A 25,683-nucleotide genomic window follows, 5' to 3' on the forward strand; every position below is an offset into this window, starting at 1 on the left:
CACCACGATATCGACCGAATCGCAATTGGTTTGATGCTACCCGAATCACAAATCCCCACCACAGCGTCCGAGAAGCGGCGATTCGCCGTCCGCCTGGCGCTGTTCTATTCGGCGATGTTCGCGGTCTCGGGCACCCATCTGCCGTTCTTTCCGGTCTGGCTGAAGGCGGTCGGCGTCGATGCAGCCTGGATCGGCATCATCAACGCGGTGCCGGGAATCACGCGCTTCACCACCTTGCCTTACGCGACCGCCTTTGCCGAAAAGCGCCATGCGATTCGCGCCGGGATGGTGGTTTCGGTATTTGCGACCGCGGTGGGATTTGCGGTGCTCGGCATGCTGCACCAGCCGCTGGCGCTGCTCCTGGTTTATGGGCTGATCTGCATCGTGTGGACGCCGGCGGTCCCGCTGACCGATGCGTACGCGCTGCGCGGGGTCGTTCGCTACGGCTTCGACTATGGGCCGGTGCGGCTGTGGGGATCGGCAGCTTTCGCCGCCGGGTCGCTTGCCTGCGGCTATCTCGTCGACAGCATCGCTGCGCGCGAGCTGATCTGGGTCATCGTCGCATGGGCTGTTGTAGCTGCGATCGCCGGCCTGTTGCTCGAGCCGCTTGTCGATGTCAGGCGAAAGGTCGCCGACAGGGACGCCGGCAAGGCGCTGCTGCGCGATGCCGGCTTCTGGCTGGTGATCGTGTCAGCCGCGCTGATCCAGGGCAGCCATGCCGCCTATTACGCGTTTTCCGCGATCAGCTGGCAGGCCCGGGGCCTCGGTGGGCTCACGATCGCAGGGCTCTGGACGCTGGGTGTGATCGCCGAGATTGTCGTGTTCGCGCTGTCGCCGCGCTTTTCGCTGCATCCGTCGTCGCTCATGGCGATCGGTGGTGCAAGCGCCGTCCTGCGCTGGGTGATCACAGCGCAGGATCCGCCGCTCGCGCTGCTTGCGGTGGTGCAGTTGGGACACGGGCTCAGCTTCGGCGTGACCATCGTCGGCACCATGACCCTGCTGGTGCAGCGCGTGCCCTCACATCAGATCGCGCGCGGGCAGGGCTATTATGCGGCGTGCAGCGGGCTGCTGGGCGCGACCACCTCGATCGCGTCAGGCGCGATCTACGCCCAGATCGGCGAGGGCGTGTACTACGTCATGGCGGCGATGGCCGGTGCCGGCGCGCTGCTGATCTGGTCGGCGCGGCAGCGGCTGAAATCTCAGCCCCAGAGCGAGGGCGCCGGCGGATAGACGAGGCTGTCGTCGTACCGCAGGGCGTGCTCGCGATCGCGCGCCAGCAGCAGGGGGCCGTCGAGATCGACGAAGCGCGCCTGCGGCGTCACCAGCATCGCCGGCGCCATCGACAGCGAGGTTGCGACCATGCAGCCGATCATGATCTCGAAGCCGAGCGCCTGCGCGGCATCGGCCATGGCGAGGGCCTCGGTGAGGCCGCCGGTCTTGTCGAGCTTGATGTTCACGGCGTCGTAGCGCTCGCGCAACGGTGCGAGCGAGTTACGGTCATGCACGCTCTCGTCGGCGCAGACCGCGAGCGGCCGCTTGATCCGGGCGAGCCGCCCGTCCTTGCCGGCCGGCAGCGGCTGCTCCACCAGGGTGACGCCTGCGGCCTCGCAGGCGGCGAGATTGTGCTCCAGATTGGCCTCGGTCCAGGCCTCGTTGGCATCCACGATCAGCTCGGACTCGGGCGCGGCCTTGCGCACCGCCGCGATCCTGGCGTCATCACCCTCGCCGCCGAGCTTGATCTTGAGCAGCGGCCGGTGCGCCGCTTTCGCCGTCGCCGCCGCCATGGCCTCGGGGGTGGCCAGCGAGATGGTGTAGGCCGTGGTGCGCTCGCCCGGCACCGGGCGGTCCAGGAGGCTCCACGCCCGCAGGCCCGCGGCCTTGGCCTCCAGGTCGATCAGGGCGCAATCCAGCGCATTGCGGGCCGCCCCAGGCGGCATGGCGGCCTGGAGCGCCTCCCGGTTAAGGCCGTTTGCCACAGCCGCCTGCATGGCCTGGATGGCCGCGAGCGTCGCCTCGGGGGTCTCGCCATAGCGGGGATACGGCACGCATTCGCCGCGGCCGGTCAGGCCGTTTTGGCTCACTTCGGCCACGACGGTCACGGCCTCGGTCTTGGCGCCCCGGCTGATCGTGAAGGTCCCCGCGATCGGGAAGCGTTCGATCCGGGCGATCAGGGCTGGAACTTTGCTGGAAGTCATTTTGAACTCTGGCGAAATCTGAACCTGCTGGTTACCTCTAGCAACTAACAATGGCCAGTTGGGGATACCTTTCCAGGTAAGGGCGCGTGCGCAACCATCCGATTTTGTCCGCCTCGGCACGGGAGCGGAGATCTTGAGCGGCGATCCGAAGCTGGAACGGATTGCCAAGGGCAACGCGCTGGCCCTCTGCGCCACTGGAACCTGGACCGCGAGCTTCGCGCCGGTCCTGGAGCGGATGGTCGCCGACGCGGAGAAGCTTGCCGGCGGCCCGCAGAGCGTGTTCATCGATGTCTCCGAGGTCTCCAAGCTCGACACCTTCGGCGCCTGGCTGATCGAGCGGCTGCGCCGCAGCCTCACGAAAGGCACGGTCGAGGCGCAGATCGCCGGCCTCTCGACCAATTATGCGAGCCTCGTCGACGAGGTGCGCCGGGTCCGGGCGACGCCCGTGATCGACGCCACCTCGATCACCATCACCGGCATGCTGGAGCAGATCGGCCGCGCTGTGGCCGGCGTCGCGGAGACGGTTGCCGGCCTTCTCGACATGCTCGGCGCAGTGCTCGCGGCGGCCGGGCGCACCCTGATTCACCCGCGGTCGTTCCGCCTGACCTCGACCGTGCATCATCTCGAGCAGGTCTGTTGGCGCGCGGTGCCGATCGTGGTGCTCATCACCTTCCTGATCGGCTGTATCATTGCGCAACAAGGCATCTTCCATTTCCGCAGGTTTGGCGCCGACATCTTCGTCGTCGACATGCTCGGCGTGCTGGTGCTGCGCGAGATCGGCGTCCTCCTGGTCGCGATCATGGTCGCGGGCCGCTCGGGCAGCGCCTACACCGCCGAGCTCGGCTCGATGAAGATGCGGGAGGAGATCGACGCGCTGCGCACCATGGGTTTCGACCCGATCGAGGTGCTGGTGCTGCCGCGCATGCTGGCGCTGGTGCTGGCGCTGCCGATTCTGGCCTTCCTCGGCGCCATGGCCGCGCTCTATGGCGGCGGTCTCGTCGCCTGGCTCTATGGCGGCGTCGATCCCGAAGCCTTCCTGCTGCGCCTGCGCGACGCCATCTCGATCGACCATTTCATCGTCGGCATCGTCAAGGCGCCGGTAATGGCCGCCGTGATCGGCATCGTCGCCTGCGTCGAGGGGCTTGCGGTGCAGGGCAGCGCGGAATCGCTCGGACAGCACACGACGGCATCCGTCGTGAAGGGCATCTTCTTCGTCATCGTGATGGACGGCGTGTTCGCCATCTTCTTCGCCTCGATCGGGATGTGACGATGGCGCAAGAACTTCAAAACGCGATCCAAAATCCCATCATTCGCGTCCGCGACATCACCGTGCAGTTCGGCGCGACGCGCGTGCTCGACGGGCTGAACCTCGACGTCAGGCGCGGCGAGATCCTAGGCTTTGTCGGACCCTCCGGCGCTGGCAAGTCGGTGCTGACGCGCACCATCATCGGCCTGGTGCCGAAAGTCGCCGGCAGGATCGAAGTTTTCGGCGTCGATCTGGACTCCTCCAGCACGTCGCAGCGGCGCAATGTGGAGCGGCGCTGGGGCGTGCTGTTCCAGCAAGGCGCGCTGTTCTCCTCGCTGACCGTGCGGCAGAACATCCAGTTTCCGATGCGCGAATATCTGCGCGTCTCGCAGCGGCTGATGGACGAGATCACCATCGCCAAGCTCACCATGGTCGGCCTCAAGCCCGAAGTGGCCGAGCGCTTTCCCTCGGAGCTGTCCGGCGGCATGATCAAGCGCGTGGCGCTGGCGCGTGCGCTGTCGCTCGATCCGGACCTCGTCTTCCTTGACGAGCCGACCTCCGGCCTCGATCCGATCGGCGCCGGCGACTTCGACGAACTGGTCAGGACGCTGCAGCGGACTTTGGGCCTGACGGTTTTCATGGTAACGCACGACCTCGACAGCCTTTACACAGCTTGCGACCGCATCGCCGTTTTAGGGAACGGTAAGATCATTGCGGCAGGGTCGATCGCCGACATGCAGGCCTCGCAGCATCCCTGGCTGAGGCAATATTTCCATGGCAAGCGCGCTCGCGCGGTGATGGGCTGAGGTGCCGGAGTAGCTGATGGAAACGCGCGCAAATTACGTGCTGATCGGGTCGTTCACGCTGGCTGTCATCGCCGCCGCGATCGGCTTCGTGCTGTGGTTCCAGTCGCTGCACACCACCAAGCAGCGCAGCCCCTTCCGCGTCGTGTTCGAGGGCCCGGCGGCGGGCCTGCGCAACGGCGGCAGCGTCAATTTCAACGGTATCCGGGTGGGCGAAGTGGTCTCGGTGAAGCTCGACAACCCGCGGCGGGTTGTCGCACTCGCCATGATCGAGAACAACACGCCGCTGCGCAAGGACACCCTGGTCGGCCTCGAATTCCAGGGCCTGACCGGCGTTGCCGCGATCTCACTCAAGGGCGGCGAGGAGGCGGCACCGCCGCCCCCGCTGGACGAGGACGGCATCCCGACACTGACGGCCGATCCCAACAAGCTCCAGGACGTCACCGAGGCGATCCGCGGCACGCTCCAGAACATCAACAAGATCGTCGCCGACAATCAGAATCGGTGAAGAACTCGCTGAAGAACCTCGAGACCTTCACCAACTCGCTCGCCCGCAACTCCGAGAAGATCGACGGCGTCATGGCCAAGGTCGACGGCGTGATGCTCAAGGCCGACAACCTCATGCTCGGGCTCAACACGCTCGCCGGCGGCAAAGACGGGGGCGAGCTGTTCCTGGCCGTGAAGTCGATCCGCGAACTCGCCGACGATTTCGACAAGCGCTCCGGCGCACTGATGACCGATGGCCGCCGCACGCTCGGCGACATCAGCCGCGCCGTGAACAATTTCGACCGCAACCCCACCCGCGTGCTGTTCGGCGCCAGTAACAACGCGCCGCCAGCCGCAGCTCCGCCGCCGGCCGAGCCGCCGAAGCCGGCGCCGGCGAACGAGCGCAGGCGGCAGTAGGGCATCTCTCTCCTCCGTCATTGCGAGCGAAGCGAAGCAATCCAGACTGTCTCCGAGGAGGCAGGCAGCCTGGATTGCTTCGTCGCAAGGGCTCCTCGCAATGACCGAGCTTGTGGGGGCGTTGTAATTTCCCAACGCGCAGGCGTCGCTGCTCCGATGACGAGCCCAAACAAAAACGGAGGCCGTTAGGCCTCCGTTTTCTCATTCCTATTCGGCGCTATCCGCGTCTTACCCCAGCCGTCCCCCGGCGTGCGCGAGCAGGGTGTAGACCAGGCCCGTCTCCGAGGTCAGGTGGTTGCGCAGCTCCTGCGGGCCGCGGCCGTCGCGGGCGACTTCGTCGAGCAGGCGTTCGAACTCGACGACGTAGCGGTCGACCGTTCCCTTGAAGTTGCGGTCGGAGCGATACTTGCGGGCGACCTCGTCGAAGGCCTTCTGGCCGGCGGGCGTGTAGAGGCGCTTGGTGAAGGCCTTGTTCTCGCCGCGCTGGTAGCGGTCCCACATCTCGGCGGCGAGGTTGCGGTCCATCAGCCGGCCGATGTCGAGCGACAGCGATTCCAGCGGATTGCTGCCACCCTGCGGGGACTGCGGAGCGGGTGCCGCGCGGCCACGCGGGGCCTCACGTCCGCTCGGAGCGGCCGGGTTGCCGTCGGTGCGGTTCAACAGGTCGGACAGCCAGCCGTCGCGGCCCTGGTCGCTATTGCCGGCAGGCGCGACCGGCGGCGCTTCGGTGCGGCGCGCGGCAGGTCCGCCGAGGTCCGGCGGCGGCAGCGTTGCGGCGCTGGCGCTCTCGCGGATGCGGGTCTCGGTGCCGCGGCCGCCAGCCGTTGCCAGCATCGGCTCTTCCTGGCGCTGCACGGTGGCCCGACCGGTCGTGGTGACGTCGAGGCCGCGGCCGTGCTGGGCCACGATGCGGTTGAGCTCGGCGAGCGCCTCGATCTGGTCGACGATCACCTTGCGCATCTGCGCAGTGCTCTCGGCGGCCTCCTGCGGCATTTCGAGCACGCCGCGGCGCAGCTCGTTGCGCGTGGCTTCGAGCTCGTTGTGCATCTCGAAGGCCATCTGCTTCATGCTGGCGACGAGGTTGCCGAACTTCTCGGCCGACTGCTTGAACATCGCATCCGCCTCGTCGGTGGTCTGGCGGTAGATGTCGTGCATCGATTCGATGGTCTGGCGATGCTCCTCTTCGGATGCCGACCGCACCGCCTCGAACTGGCGGGTGATCGCGGCGGAGCCTGCGCCGGCGGTCTCCGCCACCACGCGGGCGATGTCGCGGGCACGCTCTTCGGCGGCGGCCAGCGATTCATCGAGCAGGCCGGTGAAGCGCGACAGACGCTGATCGAGATCGGTCGTGCGCAGGTCGATCGTGGTGACGAGCGATTCCAGCGCCTGCTTGCGTTCGGCGAGCGAGGCGGTGGTGTTCTTTGTGCTCTGCTCGACCACCTGGGCGGCATCGACCAGCGCCTTGCCGTGCGCGTCGAACTGGGTCGACAGCTCGCCGAGATCCTGCAGGGCCCGCGTCGTCTTCGTATTGAAGACGTTGAGCTGGTCTTCCAGGTTCTGCGTCGCCGCGCCGTTGCGCGAGGTGACGTCGTTCATCGCCGAGACGAAGTCGGCGACCCGCGTCACCAGCGCCCGCTCGAGCGAGTTGAGGTTGTCGTGCGCACCGGTCAGCACCTCCTGGAGGAGGATGTTGCCTTCGCGCAGACGCTCGAACAGGGCGACCGTGTCGGTGCGCAGGATCTTGCTGGTCTCCTGCATCTCGGTGACGGCCGCGATCGAGACCTGGCGCGACTGGTCGATCGCCGCGCGCGAGGACTGCTCGAGGTCCTTGAGCGACTTGTTGACTGCGCCGGTCGCTATCTCGCTCGCCGCGTTGATGGTGCGCGCCACTTCGGAGCCGTTGCCCATCATCGTCTGCGAGAATGCGTGGCCGCGCGTCTCGATCGACTTCAGCGCGTCGGAGGTGACGCGATCGATGTCGAGCGTGAGCTGGCTGGTCTTCGAGCCGATCGCGTCCACGAGCGAGCCGCGCTTGGCATCGATCATGTTGGCGAGACGGTCGGCCTGCTGCTGCACATAGGTGACGATCTCGTCGGTCTTGCCGGTCATGGCCTGGCCGAAGCTGCTCGAGGCGGCGAGCACCGAGCGCTCGACGTCCGCCGAGCTCGACTTCACCCGCGAGCTCGCCTCGTTGGAGGCATTGATCAGCGCGTTCTGGGCATTCAGCGCGCTGGTCTGGATGTCGTTGGTGGCGTTGGTCGTGGCGGTGCTCAGCGTGCGCTCGATCTCGGTCGAGATCGTGCGGATCTGGCTGGCGGCGTCGGCCGATGTCGACGTCAGTGAGCTCTGCGCCTCACGCGCGCTGTTCAGGATGGTCGAGGCGGTGTCGGCGCCGACCGAGGTCAGCGTGCGCTCGATATCCGTGGTCAGCGACTTGATCTGGCTCGCCGCGTCAGTCGACGCGGAGATCAATGTGCCCTGGGCTTCGCGCACGCCGCTGGTGAGCGCCTCGATGGTGGCGCCGCCGGCGGTGGCCAGCGCGCGCTGCATCTCGGCTGCGAGCGAGCGGACCTGACTGGTCTGCTCTGCCGAGACCGAGAGCAGGGTGCTCTGGGCGTCGCGGGCGCTGGTGGTGATCGTCTCGGCGGTCGACTGGCCGACCTGCGAGAGCGAGCGGTGCACTTCGGCCGCGAGCGACTTGACCTGGCTAGCCGCATCCGAGGATGCCGTGACGAGTGTGTTCTGCGCTTCGCGGGCGCCGCTCGTGATGGTCTCGGCCGTGGCGGTACCCGCCATCGAAAGCGAGCGCTGCACGTCGGAGGAGAGTGCCTTGATCTGGTTGGCGGTCTCGCTCGATGCCGCGATCAACGCACTCTGCGCGTCGCGGGCGCCGGCGGTGATCGATTCCGCCGTGGTGCTGCCGGCCAGCGACAGCGAACGCTGCACGTCTGCGGTCAGCGTCTTGACGTGGTTGGCTGCGTCCGAGGAGGCGGTGACGAGCGTGGTCTGCACCTCGCGCGCGCCGGCCAGGATCGAGGCCGCGGTGGCCGAACCTGCCGCCGACAGCGTGCGTTCGACGTCGGCCGCGAGCCCCTTGATCTGGTTCGACGCATCGCCCGACGCTGCGACCAGGGTCGATTGCGCTTCGCGGGCGCTGGTCAGGATCGAGTTCGCAGCACCGGTGCCGACCGCGGTCAGCGCGCGCTCGACCTCGGCGGAGGTCATCTTGAGCTGGGCGTTGACGTCGGAGGAGACCGTCATCAGCGACTGCTGGGCGGTGCGGGCGCCGGTCTGGATGGTCTCGCTGGTGTTGACCACGAGGTTGGTGAGCGAGCGCTCGGCGTCCTCGACATGCGAGCGGATCGCGGTCGAGATCATCTCGGCGCGGGACATCATGTCCTCGCTGGCCTGGCGTCCGCTGCTCTCGATGCGGCCGGCGACCGCCTCGACGCGCGAGCCGAGCAGGTCTTCGAACTGCGCCACACGGACGTCGATGTCGCTGGCGACAGAGCCGACCTTGGTCTCGATGGCGTGCTGGATGTCCTGGAAGCGCGCCGTGACCGTGTCGGTCAGGTGCATGCTGCGGCCGTCGATCAGTTCGGCGACGCTGGTGATGCGGCGGTCGACCGACTCGATCGCCTGCGCGGTGCCGTCGGTGAGCGTCGAGGTCAGCAGGGTCAGGCGGGTGTCGATCGACTGCACGGCCTGCGAGGCGCCGTTGCTCAGGGCGCTCGTCAGATAGGAGAGGCGGCTGTCGACGGACTCCAGCGCCTGCGATGCGCCGCTGTTGAACGTGGTCGTGAGATGCGTCAGCCGCGTATCGATCGCCTGGATCGTCTGCGAGGCGCCGTCGGTGAGCGTCGTCGTGAGATTGGTGAGACGGGAGTCGATGGATTCGAGGGCCTGCGATGCGCCACCGGTGAGCGTCGTCGTGAGGTGCGTCAACCGGGTGTCGACCGACTGAATAGCCTGCGCGGCACCATCGGTCAGCGACATCGCCAGCGTGTTGAGACGCCCGTCGATGGTCTCGGTGACGGATTTGGCGCGGGTGTCGAACGACTCTTCGAGTGCGGCGACGCGGCCGACGAGCTGCTCGTCGAACGTCTTGATGTGGCCGCCGATCGTGCCGTCGAGGTTGGCGATCTTGCCGTTCAGCGAGGCATCGAGGTTGGTGACACGTTCGCCGATCGTGGTCTCGAACTGCACCAGGCGCTGGTCGAGCACAGCCGTGATCGCGCCGCCGTTCGAGGTGAAGCGGGTGTCGAAATTATCGACATAGGTCTTCAGGGTTTCGGCAATGTCCTGCGTGCGCTGGCCCATGCGGTCGACGATCTCGCCGCCGAAGGTCTTCACGGTGCGGTCGAACTCGGAGATGTGGCGCGTGATCAGCGCACCCAGCGTGCCGGAATCGCGGGCGAACTTCTCGACCAGCTCCGAACCCTGGTTCTTCACCAGCTCATCGAACGCGCTCATCTGGAGCGAGAGCGAGTCGTGCGCGGTCTCGGTCTGGCTGACGACCTTGGCGACCAGCGTGTTGACGGTGGCGTCGAGCGCCTCGCTCGCCTTGTCGCCGGAGGTCATGATCTGGCCGGCGAGCCGGTTGCCGGCGTCGTCGATCTTCGCGGAAATGTCGTTGGAGCGCAGCTCGAGCTCGAGCAGCAGCGAGTCCGACGAATTCTTCAGGCTGTCGTGCACCTGCTCGGTGCGCTCGGAGATGCCGTCGACGATCGCGGCGGAACGCTGTTCGAACTCGCCGGTGATGCGGTCGATGCGCTCGTTCAGCATCTCGTGGACGCGGTCGGCGAGGTCGACGAACTCGTCGTGGACATGGCCGGTCTTGAAGTTGAGGCTGGTGGTCAGTCGCTCGCTGGCGTCGAGCACCGCGCGCGTGGTCTCGGCGCTGGCTTCCTCGAGGCGATCGAGCAGGTCGCCGCCGCGCTCGCCGAGCGCCAGGATCATGTTGTCGCCGGCGTTGCTCAGTGCCCCCGTGATGTGGGCGCCGCGCTCTTCCAGCGCGCCGGTGATGGACTTGGCAACCTCGTCGACGCGCGAGGCGATAGCATCCGAGATCAGCGCGATGTCGTGACGCAAATCGATCTGCACGCCGGAGATGGCGCTGCGGACCTGTTCGGCCTGGCCGACCAGGTTGTCGCGCTGGTGCGCCATGTCCTGGAGCAGGGCGCGGATGCGCACTTCATTGTCGGAATAGGCGCGTTCGAGCGCCGCGACCTCGTTGGCGACCAGTGTCTCGAGCTCGCCGGCGCGCGCAATCGCGCGCTCGATGCCGTCGCCCATCGCCGCGACCTCGCGGCGGATCGCCTGACCGACCGTGACCATGGAATCGGAGGCCGAGCCTTCCGGCTCGGAGAAGCGGATCGCTACCTGCGCCATCGCCTGCGCGACCGAGCTCATTTGCTGGCCGCGCCAGACGAGGCTCGCCAGGAAGAAGAACAGCATGATCGGCGCGAAGAACATCGTGACGAGGCCGGCGATGGCCAGCACGCCGCCGCTCTGGCCCATGGCGGCCTGGATCGAGGGCAGGAAACCGACCGTCAGCGCGGCGCAAGCCGCAAGCCAGATCACGGTGAAGATCGTTGCGCCCGTGTAGACGCTGCGGGCAGGGCGTCCGGTTTGCAAGGACTGGAGCAGCTGGCCGATGGTCTCGCGGTCGTCATTGGCGGCGCGACGCGACGCGCGGCTCCTCGACCGGATCGAACACGTTGCGCTCGTTCGCGGCAGGCCGCGTGTCGAACGCCGGCTCGTCGAATACGGGCGGCATCGGCGGCGCCACCGAGGGCGCCGATTCGTTCCGCGCCGAGGCGCTGCGGCTGGTATCCGCGGCCGTGTCGCTGATGTTCAGAGCTTCCTGGATCGCAGAAAGCGCAACTTCTGTGGGGTCTTTGACCTTTTTCGGAGTGTTCGCCATGTTCAGTCCGAGCCCTCGTTACTTGTACGCGTCCCCCCGCGAGCCCTGCGCGCTACGCAAGCCCACAGACCGGATCATGCCGCTTGCGCGGATCTCCGAGCCGTCCCCACCCGGACGGCTTGTCCGCCAATTTCTCCAACATCCTATTGGCAGAGCGTCGCGAATGAAATGGCTGCGATTAAGACAATCTTAATCATCGTTAACAGGATCGGGCCGTAACGCCTTAGCCCTGAATGAAATTTTCCACCGAACTCGCCGGATTGCGGCAACTTTTCGTCAATAAACCGGCGGAATTGAGTAAAACCGCCCCAACGCTTCGTTAACCATTTCCATGCTTGGGTGAGGCCAAAGCTCACCGCCGGACCGGCGGACATCCGCGATGCCGGGGCCCGCGCCATGACGCCTGAACTGCAACGGATGGACTGGATGCCTTCGCCCCCGCTTGCGCCCATCGACCGCCCGCTCGATTTCGACCACCTCTCGCGCATGACGCTTGGCGACACTGAGCTGGAACAGGAAGTGCTTGCGATGTTCGCCGAGCAGGCGGTCCGCCTGCTTGCGGCGATGACGGCACTGCCGGCCGAGACCGGCGCGCTCGCGCACAAGCTCAAGGGCTCGGCGCGCGGGATCGGCGCCTTTTCGGTCGCCGATGCGGCCGCAAGCCTCGAGACCGCGATCTGGACCGGCCACAACCGGCCCCATGCCTTCGCCGCGCTGAAAGAGGCGGTGGCCGAGGTCCGCGCCGCGATCGCCGCCATCCTGAAGCATTAGGCCGGCGACCCGCCCTGTACGGATGGCTTGCGCACTAGCGCCGGCCTGACCGACCCGTTATAGGACAGCCCGGACCCTCCTTTTTCCCAAGATCGCGGCAGCACGAGCACACATGGCCAAAATTCACTTTGTCGATCACAAGGGCGAAACCCGTACGGTGGACGTCGAGAACGGCGCGACCGTGATGGAAGCCGCCATCCGCAACAGCATTCCCGGCATCGAAGCCGAATGCGGCGGCGCCTGCGCCTGCGCGACCTGCCATGTCTATGTCGACGAAGCCTGGCGCGAGAAGGTGGGCAGCCCGACGCCGATGGAAGAGGACATGCTCGACTTCGGCTTCGACGTGCGCCCGAACTCGCGGCTGTCCTGCCAGATCAAGGTGTCCGACGAGCTTGACGGGCTCGTGGTGTCGACGCCGGAACGTCAGGCCTGAGCACGCCTCTCTTCCGTTCTATGCGGCTGGCGGCGCGACCTCGATGCCGCGCTTGTGCCAGGGTCTCAGTTTCTCGATCACCTCTGCGGTGAGCGGCGCGGGCCGCCGTGTCGCTTCGTCGAGCATGACGCCGACCGAAATCGCCGACGCGATGCATTTGCCTTCTGAAAACACGACCTGCTCGAAGGTCACGGACGTTCGTCCCAGCTTCACCACCCCGAGGCCGAGCTCGATCGTGCCCGGCCAATGCAGCTCCGCGCGAAAATGGATGTCGAGCCGCACCATAATCCAGGCAAGTCCCGGCGGGGTCAGCCCGTATTCGGGAAGCTTCATCAGCGTGACGCGGCCGGTCTCGAAATAGGTGGCGTAGACCGCGTTGTTGACGTGCTGGTTGGGGTCGAGGTCGCCGAAGCGGACATTGTCGCTGAGGCGAAACGGAAAGTCCTCCAGGCGCGGCGTCGTATCGAGGCGGCTTGGTGCGTTCACCGATTGATCTCCGTCATATCCATCCACCTTACATCCCAGTTATTTTGAGCGGGCAAGTGGGGGCGGTTGCGGGGCGCTCCTGCTTTTATGCCTTCCCTGATCCATCCCCGTTGGTTAGACAGGCAGGGTCACCTCTGCCCGCCGGGCGCCGTCCAACCGATAATGACCGATAAAGAGACGAGATGAGCGACGTGATCAAAACCGATGTGCTGATTATTGGCGCCGGCCCCTGCGGTCTGTTCGCCGCCTTCGAGCTTGGCCTTCTCGACATGAAGGTGCATTTCATCGACATCCTCGACAAGGTCGGCGGTCAGTGTGCCGAGCTCTATCCGGAAAAACCGATCTACGACATTCCCGGCATTCCGCAGGTCTCCGGCCAGGGCCTCACCGATGCGCTGATGGAGCAGATCAAGCCGTTCCACCCGACCTTCCATCTCGGCGAGATGGTCGAAACCGTGGAGAAGATCGGCGATCCCCTGTTTCGCTGCACCACGGACACGGGCAAGGTGTTCGAGTGCAAGGTGGTGGTGATCGCGGCCGGCGGCGGCTCGTTCCAGCCCAAGCGCCCGCCGGTGCCCGGCATCGAGGCCTATGAAGGAAGCTCGGTGCACTACGCGGTGCGCAAGATGGAGATTTTCCGCGACAAGAACGTGCTGGTCGTCGGCGGCGGCGATTCCGCGCTCGACTGGACGCTCAATCTGCATCCGCTCGCCAAGCGCATCACGCTCCTGCATCGGCGCGACGATTTTCGCGCGGCTCCCCACAGTGTCGAGCAGATGCGTGCGCTGGTCGCGGCCGGCAAGATGGATCTCCGGATAGGCCAGGTCACTGCGCTCTCCGGCGCCGACGGCAAGCTGGCCGGCGCCACCGTCAAGGGCAACGACAACGCCATCACCGAGGTCGCCTGCGATGCCATGCTGCCGTTCTTCGGACTGACAATGAAGCTCGGTCCGGTCGCGAACTGGGGCATTGCGCTCGAAAACAATCTGGTGCCTGTCGAAACGTCCGCGTTCGAGACCAACGTGCCCGGCATCTTCGCGATCGGCGACATCAACACCTATCCAGGCAAGATCAAGCTGATCCTGTGCGGCTTCCACGAAGGCGCGCTGATGTCGCAAAAAGCCCACCGCTACGTCTATCCGGAGAAGCGGTTGGTGTTCCAGTACACGACCTCGTCGTCCAGCCTGCAAAAGAAGCTTGGTGTCAACTAACCGCCGCGAGAGCGAGAGGGCACGCCCCATGTTTCGGGTGCTGGAATCGTTCGCGAAATCGCCGTAGTGTCCGGCCATTCAGTCTTGGCTAGCAAGGTCGTTGGCTCAGCAGGGTGATCATAATGCGGACTCTCTTTACCGGCATTCGGCTGCTTCCGTTTCTCGCGCTCGCGCTGTCGCTCGGTGCGACGAACCCGGCCGCGGCGCAAGCGCCGGCCCAGCCGACCGCCGCAGGCCTCTGGCAGAAGGTGGAAGACGGCAAAACGGTCGGATGGTTCCTCTTCATCGACCACAACGGCGTATTCGAAGGCGTGATCGCGAAAACCTTTCCGCGTCCCGGCGACGATCCGAACGAGGTCTGCGCGAAATGCACCGACGATCGCAAGAACGCACCGGTGCTCGGCCTTTCTTTCATCCGCGACATGAAGCGCGACGGATTGAAGTATGACGGCGGCAATGTGGTCAATCCGCGCGACGGCAACATCTGGAAAGCCAAGATGACCGTGAGCCCGGACGGCCAGACGCTGACCATGCGCGGCTTCCTGGGCATCTCCCTGTTCGGCAAGGACGAGACGTGGACGCGGCTGCCCGACGCCAACATCGCCCAGGTCGATCCCGCCATCGTCGCGAAATATTTGCCCGCACAGGCCGCCGCCACCAAGCCGCCGCCCGCGCCGTCGGCGAAGAAGGGCGGCGCGATGATGCTGGCGCCGGCCGCGAGGCAGTAGGGGCACTCCACGCCGCTGTCATTCCCGCGGAGGCGGGGAATCCAGTACGCCGCGGCTTCTGCGAATCCTCGCCGCCTTCTCCGGAATACTGGAGCGGGCGACGACGGCCGAGTGTGTGGCTCGCGCCGCGCTGTCGCGGCAGTAGTTCCCCGGAATGTGCGTTGGCGCCGGATTTGCATAGCGTTCGTCAAAGCCGCTGGGGGAATGAGTCGCTATGTCCACGCCTGCCGCCATCGCGCGGGGCGCGAACGGCGTTGGCTGTCCCTCGCGGCGGTGTCCTCGATCCGCGGGAAGACGACATGAGACCTGCAAGACCGTGTGCGGCCAGTTTGCTGGGGCTGATGCTGGTGCTGGCGACATCGGCGCTCGCGCGAGACGACGGTCGCTACGCCAACTCCCCCTTAAAGCCCTGGTTTCAGGGCCTGCGCAGCGAATACGGGCAGTGCTGCTCGGATGCCGACGGCTATATCGTGGCCGACGTCGATTGGGAGTCCGATCAGGGGCACTACCGCGTGCACCTTGACGAGGAGTGGGTCATCGTGCCCGACGGCGCCGTGATCGCCGAGCCGAACAAGATCGGCCGCACCATGGTCTGGAAGCACTATATCGACGGCCACCCGCACGTGCGCTGCTTCATGCCGGGCAGCATGACCTAGGACTTGCGCGTCATTCCGGGTTCGCGGCGCTGCGGCGTCGGACGACGCCGTGTCAATCAACCAGCCTGGCTCGCCGCGCTTAAGCTGCCCGCGCTCAGGTCACCGGCGCCGGATTGAACAGTGTGAGATCGTTGTGGATGCCCCAGCGGTCCGACCACGGCTTGGTGCGGCCAGAGGCGACGTCGAGGATCAGACGGAATAGGTCCCAGCCGGTTTCCTCGATGGTCTTCTCACCAGTCGCGATATGGCCGGCATCGAAATCGATCAGGTCCTTCCAGCGCCGCGCGAGCTCGCTGCGGGTCGCGACCTTGATCACCGGCGCCGCCGCCAGGCCGTAGGGCGTGCCGCGGCCGGTGGTGAACACTTGCAGCGTCATGCCGGAGGCGAGCTGAAGCGTCCCGCAGATGAAGTCGGACGCAGGCGTCGCCGCAAACAGCATCCCCTTCTGCGTCGCCTTCTCGCCGGGCGAGAGCACCCCGGTGATCGCGCTCGAGCCGGACTTGACGATCGAGCCCAATGATTTTTCGACGATATTCGCCAAGCCGCCCTTCTTGTTGCCGGGCGTGGTGTTGGCGCTGCGGTCGGCGCCGCCGCGGGCGAGATAAGAATCGTACCAGGCCATCTCGCGCACCAGCGCGCGGCCGACGTCCTCGTTGATGGCTCGCCGCGTGAGCAGCTGGATCGCGTCGCGCACCTCGGTCACTTCCGAGAACATGACGGTGGCACCGGCGCGCACCAGCAAGTCGGCGGCGAAGCCGACGGCGGGGTTCGCGGTGACACCGGAGAAGGCGTCGCTGCCGCCGCATTGCAGGCCGATCACGAGATCGGAGGCTGGGCAGGTCTCGCGGGTGCGCTTGTCGAGGATCTTCAGCCGCGCCTCGGCCTGGGTCATGATCGCGTCAACGATAGCGCCAAAGCCGTCGAACGCCTCGTCCTGCATCCGCACGATGGCATCGCTGACGCCTTCCGGCACCAGCCGCTCGGGCGCGAGCTTTTCGCATCCCAGGCTGATGACCAGAATCTCGCCGCCGAAATTCGGGTTGAGCGCGATGTTTTGCAGCGTGCGGATCGGAATCACCGCATCGGGCGCGTTGATCGCGACGCCACAGCCATAGGCATGCGTCAGCGGCACGACATCGTCGACGTTCGGATATTTCGGCAGCAACTCGGCGCGGATGCGCTTCACCGCATATTCCATCGTGCCCTTGACGCATTGCACGGAGGAGGAGATGCCGAGGATGTTCTTGGTGCCGACCGAGCCGTCGGAGTTGCGAAAGCCCTCGAACGTGAAACCCTCGAGCGGCGGCAGCGGTGCGGGCACGGCCGTGGAGATCTCGAGCTTGTCGAGGGCAGGGGCCTCCGGCATGCGGATGCGGGCTTCGTCGACCCATTCGCCGGCGAGGATCGGGGCGAGCGCATAGCCGATCACCTCGCCATAGCGGACGATCGGCTGATCTTGCGCGATGTCGACCAGCGCCGTCTTGTGCCCTTGCGGGACGAAGGCGCGCAAGCTCAGCCCGCAGGCGAAGCGCGAGCCGGCGGGAAGCCCGAAATCATTGACCACGATCGCGACGTTGTCGCGCTCGTTGAGCTTGATGTAGCGGGGTTGCTCTTTCGCTGCGATGTCCTGGTCCATCTGCTCTCACCTCAGAAACCGATGTCGTAGGGTGGGCAAAGGCGCAACGCGCCGTGCCCACCATGCTTCACACCGAACATCGCGGTGGGCACGCTTCGCTTTGCCCACCCTACGATATCTTGCCCGTGGTTAGCCGGGGAAGGTGTAAGCCGTCTTCACCATGGTGTAGAACTCGCGTGCGTAGGAGCCCTGCTCGCGGGCGCCGTAGCTCGAACCCTTACGGCCGCCGAACGGCACGTGATAGTCGACGCCGGCGGTCGGCAGATTGACCATCACCATGCCGGACTCGCTGTTGCGCTTGTAATGCGAGGCGTATTTCAGGCTGGTGGTGCAGATGCCGGAGGCGAGGCCGAACTCGGTGTCGTTGGAGATCGCGAGCGCCTCGTCGTAGTTCTTGGCGCGAATGACGGTCGCCACCGGCCCGAAGATTTCTTCGCGGGCGATGCGCATGTTGTTGTTGGCTTCCGTGAACAGCGCCGGCTGGAGGTAGAAGCCGGGTGTCTCGCGCTTGAGCAGTTCGCCGCCCCAGGCGAGCTTGGCGCCCTCGTCCTGGCCGATCTTGATGTAGCGCAGGTCCTGGTCGAGCTGGCTCTGGTCGACCACGGGACCGATATGCACGCCGGCCTTGAGTGCGTCGTCCACCGACAGGCCTTTCAGGCGCTCGGTCATCGCCGCGATGAAGCGGTCGTGAATGCCTTCGGTGACGATCAGGCGCGAGGACGCGGTGCAGCGCTGGCCGGTCGAGAAATAGGCGCCGTTGACGGCGACCTCGACGGCGGTCTTGAGGTCGGCGTCGTCGAGTACGACCAGCGGATTCTTGCCGCCCATCTCAAGCTGGAATTTCTTCATGTTGCTCGAGGTCACGCAGGCCTGCGCGATCTTGCGGCCGGTCTGCACCGAGCCTGTGAAGGTGATCGCCGCGACGTCGGGATGTTCGAGCAAGGTCTGACCGACCACCGAGCCGGAGCCGACCACGAGATTGAACACGCCGGCGGGAATGCCGGAGCGACTGATGATCTCCGACAGTGCATGGCCCGAGCCCGGCACCAGCTCAGCCGGCTTGAACACCACAGTGTTGCCGTAGCAGAGCGCGGGCGCGATCTTCCAGGCCGGGATCGCAATCGGGAAATTCCAGGGCGTAATCATGCCGACAACGCCCATCGGCTCGCGGGTGAGCTCGACGTCCAGCCCGGGACGGACGGAGGCGCCCTTTTCGCCCATCAGGCGCAGCGCCTCGCCGGCGAAGAACGCAAAGATCTGGCCGGCACGTCCGACCTCGCCGATGCCTTCGGGCAGGGTCTTGCCTTCCTCGCGGGCGAGCAGACGCCCGAGCTCTTCCTTGCGGGCGAGGATTTCGAGCGAGATCTTGTTCAGCGCGTCAAAGCGCTCCTGCGGGGTCGAGCGCGCCCAGGCGGGGAAGGCGGCCTTGGCCGCGGCGATCGCCTTCTCGGTCTGGGCCTTGTCGGCCTTGGCGTATTCGCCGACCACGTCACCCGTATTGGAGGGGTTGATGTTCTTGGTGATTCCGGAGCCATCGACCCATTCGCCGCCGATGAAGTTTTTCAGGATCGCTGTCATCTTTTTCCTCCAGGGAAGGTTTCTTAACGCACGAGGCAGGGACGCTTGTCGTCGAAGGTCCAGCCGGGGATCAGGTCCTGCATGGCAATAGCGTCATCGCGGGCACCGAGTCCATGCTGCTTGTAGAGCTCATGAGCGGCCTCGATGGCGGCGCGGTCGATTTCGATGCCGAGGCCGGGTTTGTCCGGCACCATGATCTTGCCGCCCTTGATCTGGAGCGGCTCCCTGGTCAATGCCTGGCCGTCCTGCCAGATCCAGTGGGTGTCGATCGCGGTGACCTTGCCCGGCGCAGCGGCACCCACATGCGTGAACATGGCAAGCGAGATGTCAAAATGGTTGTTGGAATGCGAGCCCCAGGTCAGGCCGTTGTCACGGCAGGTCTGGGCCACGCGCACCGAGCCTTGCATGGTCCAGAAATGGGGGTCGGCCAGCGGAATGTCCACCGCGCCCAGGCGCAGCGCATGGGAGAGTTGCCGCCAATCGGTCGCGATCATATTGGTCGCGGTCGGAAGACCCGTGGCGCGGCGGAACTCGGCCATGATCTCGCGGCCGGAGAATCCGGCCTCGGCGCCGCAGGGATCCTCAGCATAGGCGAGGATGCCGTGCATGTCCTTGCAGAGCCGGATCGCCTCGTCGAGCGACCAGGCGCCGTTCGGGTCCAGCGTGACGCGCGCGTTGGGAAAACGCTTTGCGATGGCGGTGACCGCCTCGATCTCCTGCTCGCCGCGGAGTACGCCGCCCTTCAGCTTGAAATCGGCGAAGCCGTAATGATCCTGGGTGGCTTCGGCGAGCCGCACCACCGTCGCCGGCGTCATCGCCTCCTGGTGGCGGAGGTTGAACCAGTCGGGCTTGCCGGACTCGCCCTTGACGTAGTCGAGCTTTGATTTGCTGATGTCGCCGACGAAGAAGAGATAGCCGAGCGTCTCGACGCTCTTGCGCTGCTGGCCTTCGCCGAGCAAGGCCGCGACGGGCAGATCGAGATGCTGCCCGAGCAGGTCGAGCAGTGCGGACTCCACGGCCGTGACGGCGTGAATCATGACGCGGAGATCGAAAGTCTGCTTGCCGCGGCCGCCGGCATCGCGGTCGGCGAAGGCCGTGCGGATGTCGGCGAGGATGTTGTTGAGCGCGCCGACGGTCTTGCCAATCACGAGATCGCGGGCGTCCTGGAGCGTCTGCCAGATCCTCTCGCCGCCCGGCACCTCGCCGACCCCGGTGTGACCGGCATTGTCGGTGAGGATGACGATGTTGCGGGTGAAGAACGGCGCGTGCGCACCGCTCAAATTGAGCAGCATGCTGTCGCGGCCCGCGACCGGGATCACCTGCATCGAGGTGACGATTGGTGCACCGCCGACTGACGCGCCGATGTCGGTCCGGGTCATCGTACGCTCCTCCTTGTTGGCTACTGTTATTCTGCGGCCTGTTGTGTCGAGGAGATGGCGGGCAGGTTTTTCACCAGCGCTGCTACTTCCGCGATCTCCTGCTCGGTGAGATCGGTCAGCGGCGGGCGGACCGGGCCGGAATCGCGACCGATCACCTTCATGCCGGCCTTGACGATCGAGACCGCATAACCCTTCTTGCGGTTGCGGATCGCGATCAGCGGCAGGATGAAATCCTTCAGACCGGCGTGGATGGTCGCATGATCGCGCTTGCGCACGGCGGCGTAGAAGTTGGTGGCGAATTCCGGAACGAAGTTGAACACGGCCGAGGAGTAGGTCGTCACGCCCATGTCGAGATAGGGCAGCGCAAAGGTCTCCGCGGTCGGCAGGCCGCCGATATAAGTGAGGCGATCGCCGAGCTTGGTGTAGACGCGGGTCATCAGCTCGATGTCGCCGATGCCGTCCTTGTAGCCAACGAGGTTCGGGCAGCGTTCGGCCAGGCGCGCCAGCGTGTCGGGCTGGAGGATCGCGTTATCGCGATTATAGACGATGACGCCGATCTTCACGGAGGCGCAGACCGCCTCGATGTGGGCGGCGAGGCCTTCCTGTTCGGAATGAGTGAGATAGGGCGGCAGCAACAGGAGGCCGTCGGCGCCGGCCTTCTCGGCGCCGATCGCGATCTCGCGCGCGATCGCGGTGCCGTAGCCGGTGCCGGCCAGCACGGGCACGCGGCCCTTGGTCTCGTCGACGGCAATCTTGACGATGTGCGGAACCTCGGTCGGGGTCAGCGAGAAGAACTCGCCGGTGCCGCCGGCGGCGAACAGGCCGGCGACGTCGTAGCCGCACAGCCAATCCATGTTGGCGCGGTAAGTCGTCTCGTCAAAGGAGTAGTCAGCCTTGAACGGCGTGACGGGGAAGGACAGGAGGCCGGATCCGATCTTCTGGGCCATTTCCTGCGGGGTCATCTTGCTCATTTGGGCGCTGCTCCCTTCTGTCGTGTTTGTCGGGGACGCAAATCAGGCGGCGTCCATGCCCAGGTGTTTAAGAGCCCGTTCCATGCGCGTCCAAGCCAAAGCCTATATCGACCGATGCGAAATCAGCATCAATCCTCCAGCACCTCCGCCGAGGATAATTCGCTCGCGATCTTCACCAGCGCGGCGAGCAAAGGATTCTCGTCGTCACGGCGCCAGACCATGAACAATTCGACGGGGACGCGGGTCCGCAGCTTCAATGGGCGCAGGCGGACGTCGGAGATTTTCAGGCCTGCAGCCGCGGCCGGCACGATGGCGAGGCCAAGGCCGGCGCGCACCATGGCAAGGATGGAGTGGATCTGGCTCAAATGCTGCACATAGCGCGGCAAGATGTCGGCGCGGGTGAACAGCGCCACCAGCAGGTCGTGGAAGTAGCGGCTCTCATAGGGCGAATACATCACGAAGGGCTGGCCGTCGAAATCCTTGATGGTGATGGTTTCGGCATTCGCCAGCGGATGCTTTTTCGGGATCGCGGCGAGCAGCGGCTCGGCGACGACGCGGCGGCTGGCGATTTCCGGGCGCGCGATCGGCGGCCGCAACAGGCCTGCATCGATCTGGCCCGAGGTCAGCGCCTCGAACTGGTCGCCGGAGACCATTTCCTTGAGCGAGAAATCCACCTCAGGCAGCTTGGCGCGGCAGGCCGCCACGAGCTCGGGGAGGAAGCCGTAGGCGGCGGCGGCCGTGAAACCGATCTTCACCGAACCGGTCTTGCCGAGCGCAATGCGGCGGGCCACCTGGGAGGCGCTTTCCGCAAGCTTCAGGATTCGCCTCGCCTCCGGCAGGAAGCTGCGCCCGGCAGGCGTCAGGCGCACCGAGCGGCTGGTCCGCTCCAGCAGCGGTGCGTCGATGATATGCTCGAGCACCTGGATCTGCCGGGACAGCGGTGGCTGGGTCATGTTCAGCCGCGCGGCGGCGCGGCCGAAATGCAGTTCCTCCGCCACCGTGACGAAACAGCGGAGCTGGTTGAGGTCGAACATCGATACATGCCTTGGATGGATAAGGCGTTTCCCGGGCACTTCTAGCATCGATCATCCCCAAAACAAAGACGGCGGCCCACAGGGGCCGCCGCAAGTTGCCTGGTCCCGCTCCGGATCACCGGAGCGCTCAGGAGGAACTCGTGAGCACGACCCGCTCGATCTTTCCGACGATCACGAGATAGGCGAAGGCCGCCACCAGCGCATTGGCGCCGACGAACACCAGCGCGCCATTGAAGGAGCCGGTCGCAGCCAGGATGTAGCCGATCACAATCGGGGTCGAGATCGAGGACAGATTGCCGAAAGTGTTGAACAGGCCGCCGGAGACGCCGCCGGCTTCCTTCGGCGAGGTATCGGAGACGACGGCCCAGCCGAGCGCGCCAATGCCCTTGCCGAAGAAGGCGAGCGCCATGAAGCCGACCACCAGCGCCTGGCCGTCCACATAGTTGCAGGCGATGATCGACATCGACAGCAGCATGCCGCCGACGATCGGGATCTTGCGCGCCATGGTCAGCGAGCCCGTCTTGCGCAGGATGGCATCGGAGATGACACCGCCGAGCACGCCGCCGATGAAGCCGCACAGCGCCGGCAGGGTCGCAACGAAGCCGGCTTGCAGGATCGAAAGGCCGCGCTCCTTCACGAGGTAGACCGGAAACCAGGTCAGGAAGAAATAGGTCAGCGTGTTGATGCAGTACTGGCCGAGATAGACACCGAGCATCATGCGGTTCGAGAGAAGCTGGCGGATGTGGTCCCAACGGGGACCGGTCGCGGCTGCGCGCTCGTTCTTCGAATCGTTCTTCGGGGAGTCGAGATCGACCAGCGCGCCGCCTTCCTTGATGTAGTCGAACTCGGCCTCGTTGACGCCGGGATGCTCCTTCGGCGCATAGACGGTCTTGATCCAGGCCATGCCCATGATGACGCCGAGGGCGCCCATCACGAAGAACACATAGCGCCAGCCATAATCGTGCGCGATCCAGCCCATCAACGGCGCGAAGATCACGGTCGCGAAATATTGCCCGGAATTGAAGAAGGCGGACGCAGTGCCGCGCTCATTGCCGGGAAACCAGGCCGCCACGATACGGGCATTGGCGGGGAAGGAGGGCGCTTCGGCGATGCCCACCAGGAAGCGCAGCCCGAACAGGACGGTGATCGCGGTCCCCGCGCTGAAGAAGCCGACCCAGCCTTGAAGCGTCGTGAACAGCGACCAGACGATGATGGAGAAGGCATAGACGAGCCGCGAGCCGTAGCGATCGAGCAGCCAGCCGCCCGGCACCTGCGCGATCACATAGGACCAGCCGAAGGCCGAAAAAAATGTAGCCCATCGCGACGGGGTCGAGATGGAGTTCCTTGGAAAGCGCGGGGCCCGCGATCGAGAGCGTGGCGCGATCGGCATAATTGACCGTCGTGACCAGGAACAGCATGGTCACAATGAACAGCCTGACGCGAGACCTTCTCACGTCCGCTGCGGACACAACTGCGCTCATCAGGCGCCTCCTTAAAACTTGAAACGTTTCCTCACCACGACTCCTAGAGGCGCGCGCAGGAAACTGTCCAAGTTGAAGGGAGTATCGATTGATGCTGTTTTTGAATTGATGGAACGGCAGCTTTTGGGAACGCTGCTGGAAATCGCGAGTGATATGGCCCGAGCTTCAATTCCGGCATCGCGAGCGTAGCGAAGCAATCCAGTCTGCCGCCGCTGAGGGACTCTGGATTGCTTCGCTGCGCTCGCAATGACGGATATGGCGAGAGCTCGTTCTGGGTTCTACTGCTGCACGCTCGGCAGCAGTTGCGGCAATAGTCCGCGCGTGACACCCGGAGGCACCGCATCGAGGCCGAGCACGGCGCTTGCGGCGGGCAGCGTGGCATCGGCCATCGCGGCGTGGCCTTCGGCGGTGGGGTGCACGGCGCCGCCATAGACGGCCGAGAGCACGCCCCAGGTCGCATCGTGGATATCGGTCGGCTGGCTCGCCGCCGGCAAGCCCTGCGGATAGGTCATCGCGGCAAAATAGCTGTCATTGGCGTCGCGGATCCAGCGCGCGCGCGGCAAATAGGCACGGTATTCCGAGGCGCTGCGGCCGCACAGCATCGGCTGGCTCGCCGCCGCGACGATATCCGGATTGAAGCTCTGGCCGTTTTCGGCAAAGCAGGTGCGGTCGAACTCGGGATCGTTTCCGGCATGGGCGCAGAAGCCGTGATCAGCGAACGCGGCCTGATGCGTATCGACGAAGGTCATGCGATCAGCTTCGGGGTCGCGGCACAGCGCACCGTTGGAGCAGGTGGCGAGCCCCTTCAATTGCGGCAGGAACTCGGTATCGACGAAGGTCGAGACGCGCGCGAGCCGCTGCGGATCCGCATTGAACGCGGGATGGATGTCGAAGCCGCCACGCCCGCCGCGGCAGGGTACGCCGCCATCCGCCAGCGCCGGATTGGCGTAGGAGACATAGACCACGTGCGAGAGGTCGCCGCCGACCAGCGGCTTCAGCGCCTCGCGCAGCTTGACGAAATTCTGCGGCAGCTCGCGCGCCAGCGCGTCGCGGGATTCGTCGACGCTCGCCATCACGCCGGAGCGGCGGAACAGCGCGCGCTCGGTCGGGGTGTCGACGATGACGTCGGCGACAAGGCCCGAGAAATAGACGTCGTTCGCGCCGACCGAAAGCAGCACCAGGTCGAGCGTGCGATCCGGCTGACGTTTCTTCGCCGCGGTGAGCGCCTCGCGCAACTCCGCGATCTGGGCGTTCACGCTGGTCTGGCAGGTGCCGGTCTTGCCGGGCGGGCATTCGCGGGCGCGCTGCGAGCCGAGCAGTCCGTCGCTGATGCTGGCGCCGGTGCAGGCGAGCGGCAGATAGGTCACTGCGATGTGGCTGTAGCGCACCGCGAGCGCCAGCGCGGTGCGGGCCTGGTAACTGTACAGCGAGCGATGGCAGGGCGAGTTGAACCAGAGCGCGCCGTAGCGCTGCCAGTTCGCAAGCGTATCCGGCGCCTCGCAGGCGCGGCCCCCCTTGAAGCCGGCACGGCTCGGCCGGTAGTACTGCGCGCCGGCGGCGCCGAGATAGGAGCGGAAGCAGAAACCTTCGTCGGAGAGCGCCAATGGCCGGTCCGGATTGCCTTCGCCCGAGGCGATGCTGTCGCCCAGACCGGCGATGAAGATGTCGCGGACCTGGATCTCGGTCTGCACGCGCTGGGTCGGATCAGAGCCGGAGGAGACATCGACGCTCGCGACCGTCTGCTTGCCGTAGCGGACGCGCAGATTGACCGGCTCTGCGCAGTCGAAGGTCGAGGTTTGCGGCCCGTCGCCGTCGTCGAAGGACCAGGCGCAGATAGCCCCGACCGGCACCGCGCCGGTCAGGCGCACGGTGACGGGGTGGTCGAGCGGCGTGATGTAGTTCTCTTTGACGTTGTCGCGGGTGCAGGGCTGGTTGACCCGGCCCTGGAGGTCGATGCAGAGCCGGTTGACCATGTTGCGGGCCCAGCCGCGGCCCTCGCTCTGGAGCTCCAGCGACTGCTCGGCGGCGAGAATGCTGCGGTTACGCGCATTCTCGACATGCAGCAGGAAGTCGCGCTCTTCGCGGAACAGGCGGAAGCGGTTGCGCACCTCCCAATTGATCTGCATGGCGCCGGTATCCTGCGCGGCAACGCGCTGGAGCGGCGAAAAGCTCAAGATCCCGGCAAACAGCAGGACGCAAGCGGAGAGGGTACGAAGAGATACAGGGATCATGGCCCGCGTCTTCAA

Annotated in this window: 17 protein-coding genes and 3 pseudogenes; 9 read left to right on the forward strand and 11 right to left on the reverse strand. The window is 65.7% G+C overall.

The window, feature by feature from the left end:
• The first annotated feature begins 33 nt into the window (after positions 1-33).
• Positions 34-1,230, forward strand: coding sequence for an MFS transporter (locus AB8Z38_RS00755; protein ID WP_369722617.1), 1,197 nt, complete (start codon positions 34-36; stop codon positions 1,228-1,230).
• Here the strand turns inward: AB8Z38_RS00755 and dgcA are convergent.
• Complete coding sequence (dgcA, locus tag AB8Z38_RS00760) at positions 1,200-2,195, reverse strand: N-acetyl-D-Glu racemase DgcA (RefSeq protein ID WP_369722618.1); 996 nt, start codon at positions 2,193-2,195, stop codon at positions 1,200-1,202. The genes AB8Z38_RS00755 and dgcA overlap by 31 nt on opposite strands.
• A gap of 133 nt (positions 2,196-2,328) precedes the next feature.
• Between dgcA and AB8Z38_RS00765 the strand changes: the two genes are divergently transcribed.
• The 3 genes and pseudogenes from AB8Z38_RS00765 (at position 2,329) to AB8Z38_RS00775 (ending at position 5,147) form a co-directional block, all read left to right on the forward strand.
• Entirely contained in the window at positions 2,329-3,462 is a 1,134-nt protein-coding gene (locus AB8Z38_RS00765) for an MlaE family ABC transporter permease (protein WP_369722620.1), read from the forward strand.
• 2 nt (positions 3,463-3,464) lie between these two features.
• The gene (locus AB8Z38_RS00770; protein ID WP_369722621.1) at positions 3,465-4,247 is read left to right on the forward strand and encodes an ABC transporter ATP-binding protein; all 783 of its coding nucleotides are present in this window, start codon (positions 3,465-3,467) and stop codon (positions 4,245-4,247) included.
• 16 nt (positions 4,248-4,263) lie between these two features.
• Positions 4,264-5,147: pseudogene (locus AB8Z38_RS00775) on the forward strand (MlaD family protein).
• Between the two features lie 228 nt (positions 5,148-5,375).
• Here AB8Z38_RS00775 and AB8Z38_RS00780 read toward each other — a convergent pair.
• Together AB8Z38_RS00780 and AB8Z38_RS00785 are read right to left on the reverse strand one after the other, a co-directional pair.
• Positions 5,376-11,073, reverse strand: a pseudogene (locus AB8Z38_RS00780) (negative regulator of septation ring formation).
• A gap of 143 nt (positions 11,074-11,216) precedes the next feature.
• Positions 11,217-11,447, reverse strand: a complete 231-nt coding sequence (locus AB8Z38_RS00785; RefSeq protein WP_369722622.1) for a hypothetical protein — start codon at positions 11,445-11,447, stop codon at positions 11,217-11,219.
• A 52-nt stretch (positions 11,448-11,499) separates the two neighbouring features.
• Between AB8Z38_RS00785 and AB8Z38_RS00790 the strand changes: the two genes are divergently transcribed.
• Positions 11,500-11,844: an Hpt domain-containing protein gene (locus AB8Z38_RS00790; RefSeq protein ID WP_369722623.1), complete on the forward strand. Its 345-nt coding sequence runs from the start codon at positions 11,500-11,502 to the stop codon at positions 11,842-11,844.
• Positions 11,845-11,956: 112 nt separating this feature from the next.
• On the forward strand, positions 11,957-12,277 hold the full coding sequence (locus AB8Z38_RS00795) for a 2Fe-2S iron-sulfur cluster-binding protein (protein ID WP_237864982.1): 321 nt from the start codon (positions 11,957-11,959) through the stop codon (positions 12,275-12,277).
• Between the two features lie 18 nt (positions 12,278-12,295).
• Here AB8Z38_RS00795 and AB8Z38_RS00800 read toward each other — a convergent pair whose 3' ends face one another.
• Complete coding sequence (locus AB8Z38_RS00800; RefSeq protein ID WP_369722624.1) at positions 12,296-12,763, reverse strand: acyl-CoA thioesterase; 468 nt, start codon at positions 12,761-12,763, stop codon at positions 12,296-12,298.
• Between the two features lie 182 nt (positions 12,764-12,945).
• Between AB8Z38_RS00800 and AB8Z38_RS00805 the strand changes: the two genes are divergently transcribed.
• The 3 genes from AB8Z38_RS00805 (at position 12,946) to AB8Z38_RS00815 (ending at position 15,358) form a co-directional block, all read left to right on the forward strand.
• The gene (locus tag AB8Z38_RS00805) at positions 12,946-13,974 is read left to right on the forward strand and encodes an NAD(P)/FAD-dependent oxidoreductase (RefSeq protein WP_369722625.1); all 1,029 of its coding nucleotides are present in this window, start codon (positions 12,946-12,948) and stop codon (positions 13,972-13,974) included.
• A 122-nt stretch (positions 13,975-14,096) separates the two neighbouring features.
• A complete protein-coding gene (locus AB8Z38_RS00810; protein ID WP_369722626.1) occupies positions 14,097-14,702 on the forward strand; it encodes a DUF2147 domain-containing protein in 606 nt (201 codons plus the stop codon).
• A gap of 299 nt (positions 14,703-15,001) precedes the next feature.
• Positions 15,002-15,358: a hypothetical protein gene (locus AB8Z38_RS00815; RefSeq protein ID WP_369722627.1), complete on the forward strand. Its 357-nt coding sequence runs from the start codon at positions 15,002-15,004 to the stop codon at positions 15,356-15,358.
• Between the two features lie 94 nt (positions 15,359-15,452).
• Here the strand turns inward: AB8Z38_RS00815 and garD are convergent, their stop codons facing one another.
• From garD to AB8Z38_RS00850, 7 genes and pseudogenes are all read right to left on the reverse strand, one after another.
• Entirely contained in the window at positions 15,453-16,994 is a 1,542-nt protein-coding gene (gene garD, locus AB8Z38_RS00820) for a galactarate dehydratase (protein WP_369722628.1), read from the reverse strand.
• Positions 16,995-17,123: 129 nt separating this feature from the next.
• Positions 17,124-18,572: an aldehyde dehydrogenase family protein gene (locus AB8Z38_RS00825; protein ID WP_369722629.1), complete on the reverse strand. Its 1,449-nt coding sequence runs from the start codon at positions 18,570-18,572 to the stop codon at positions 17,124-17,126.
• Positions 18,573-18,595: 23 nt separating this feature from the next.
• Positions 18,596-19,951, reverse strand: a complete 1,356-nt coding sequence (gene gudD / locus AB8Z38_RS00830; RefSeq protein WP_369722630.1) for a glucarate dehydratase — start codon at positions 19,949-19,951, stop codon at positions 18,596-18,598.
• Between the two features lie 26 nt (positions 19,952-19,977).
• The gene (kdgD, locus tag AB8Z38_RS00835) at positions 19,978-20,922 is read right to left on the reverse strand and encodes a 5-dehydro-4-deoxyglucarate dehydratase (protein ID WP_369722631.1); all 945 of its coding nucleotides are present in this window, start codon (positions 20,920-20,922) and stop codon (positions 19,978-19,980) included.
• A gap of 128 nt (positions 20,923-21,050) precedes the next feature.
• A complete protein-coding gene (locus AB8Z38_RS00840; RefSeq protein WP_369722632.1) occupies positions 21,051-21,956 on the reverse strand; it encodes a LysR substrate-binding domain-containing protein in 906 nt (301 codons plus the stop codon).
• A 127-nt stretch (positions 21,957-22,083) separates the two neighbouring features.
• Positions 22,084-23,437, reverse strand: a pseudogene (locus tag AB8Z38_RS00845) (MFS transporter).
• Positions 23,438-23,715: 278 nt separating this feature from the next.
• On the reverse strand, positions 23,716-25,668 hold the full coding sequence (locus tag AB8Z38_RS00850) for a hypothetical protein (protein WP_369722633.1): 1,953 nt from the start codon (positions 25,666-25,668) through the stop codon (positions 23,716-23,718).
• Positions 25,669-25,683: the final 15 nt, after the last annotated feature.

The sequence above is a fragment of the Bradyrhizobium sp. LLZ17 genome, assembly GCF_041200145.1.
In the GTDB taxonomy this organism is placed as follows: domain Bacteria; phylum Pseudomonadota; class Alphaproteobacteria; order Rhizobiales; family Xanthobacteraceae; genus Bradyrhizobium.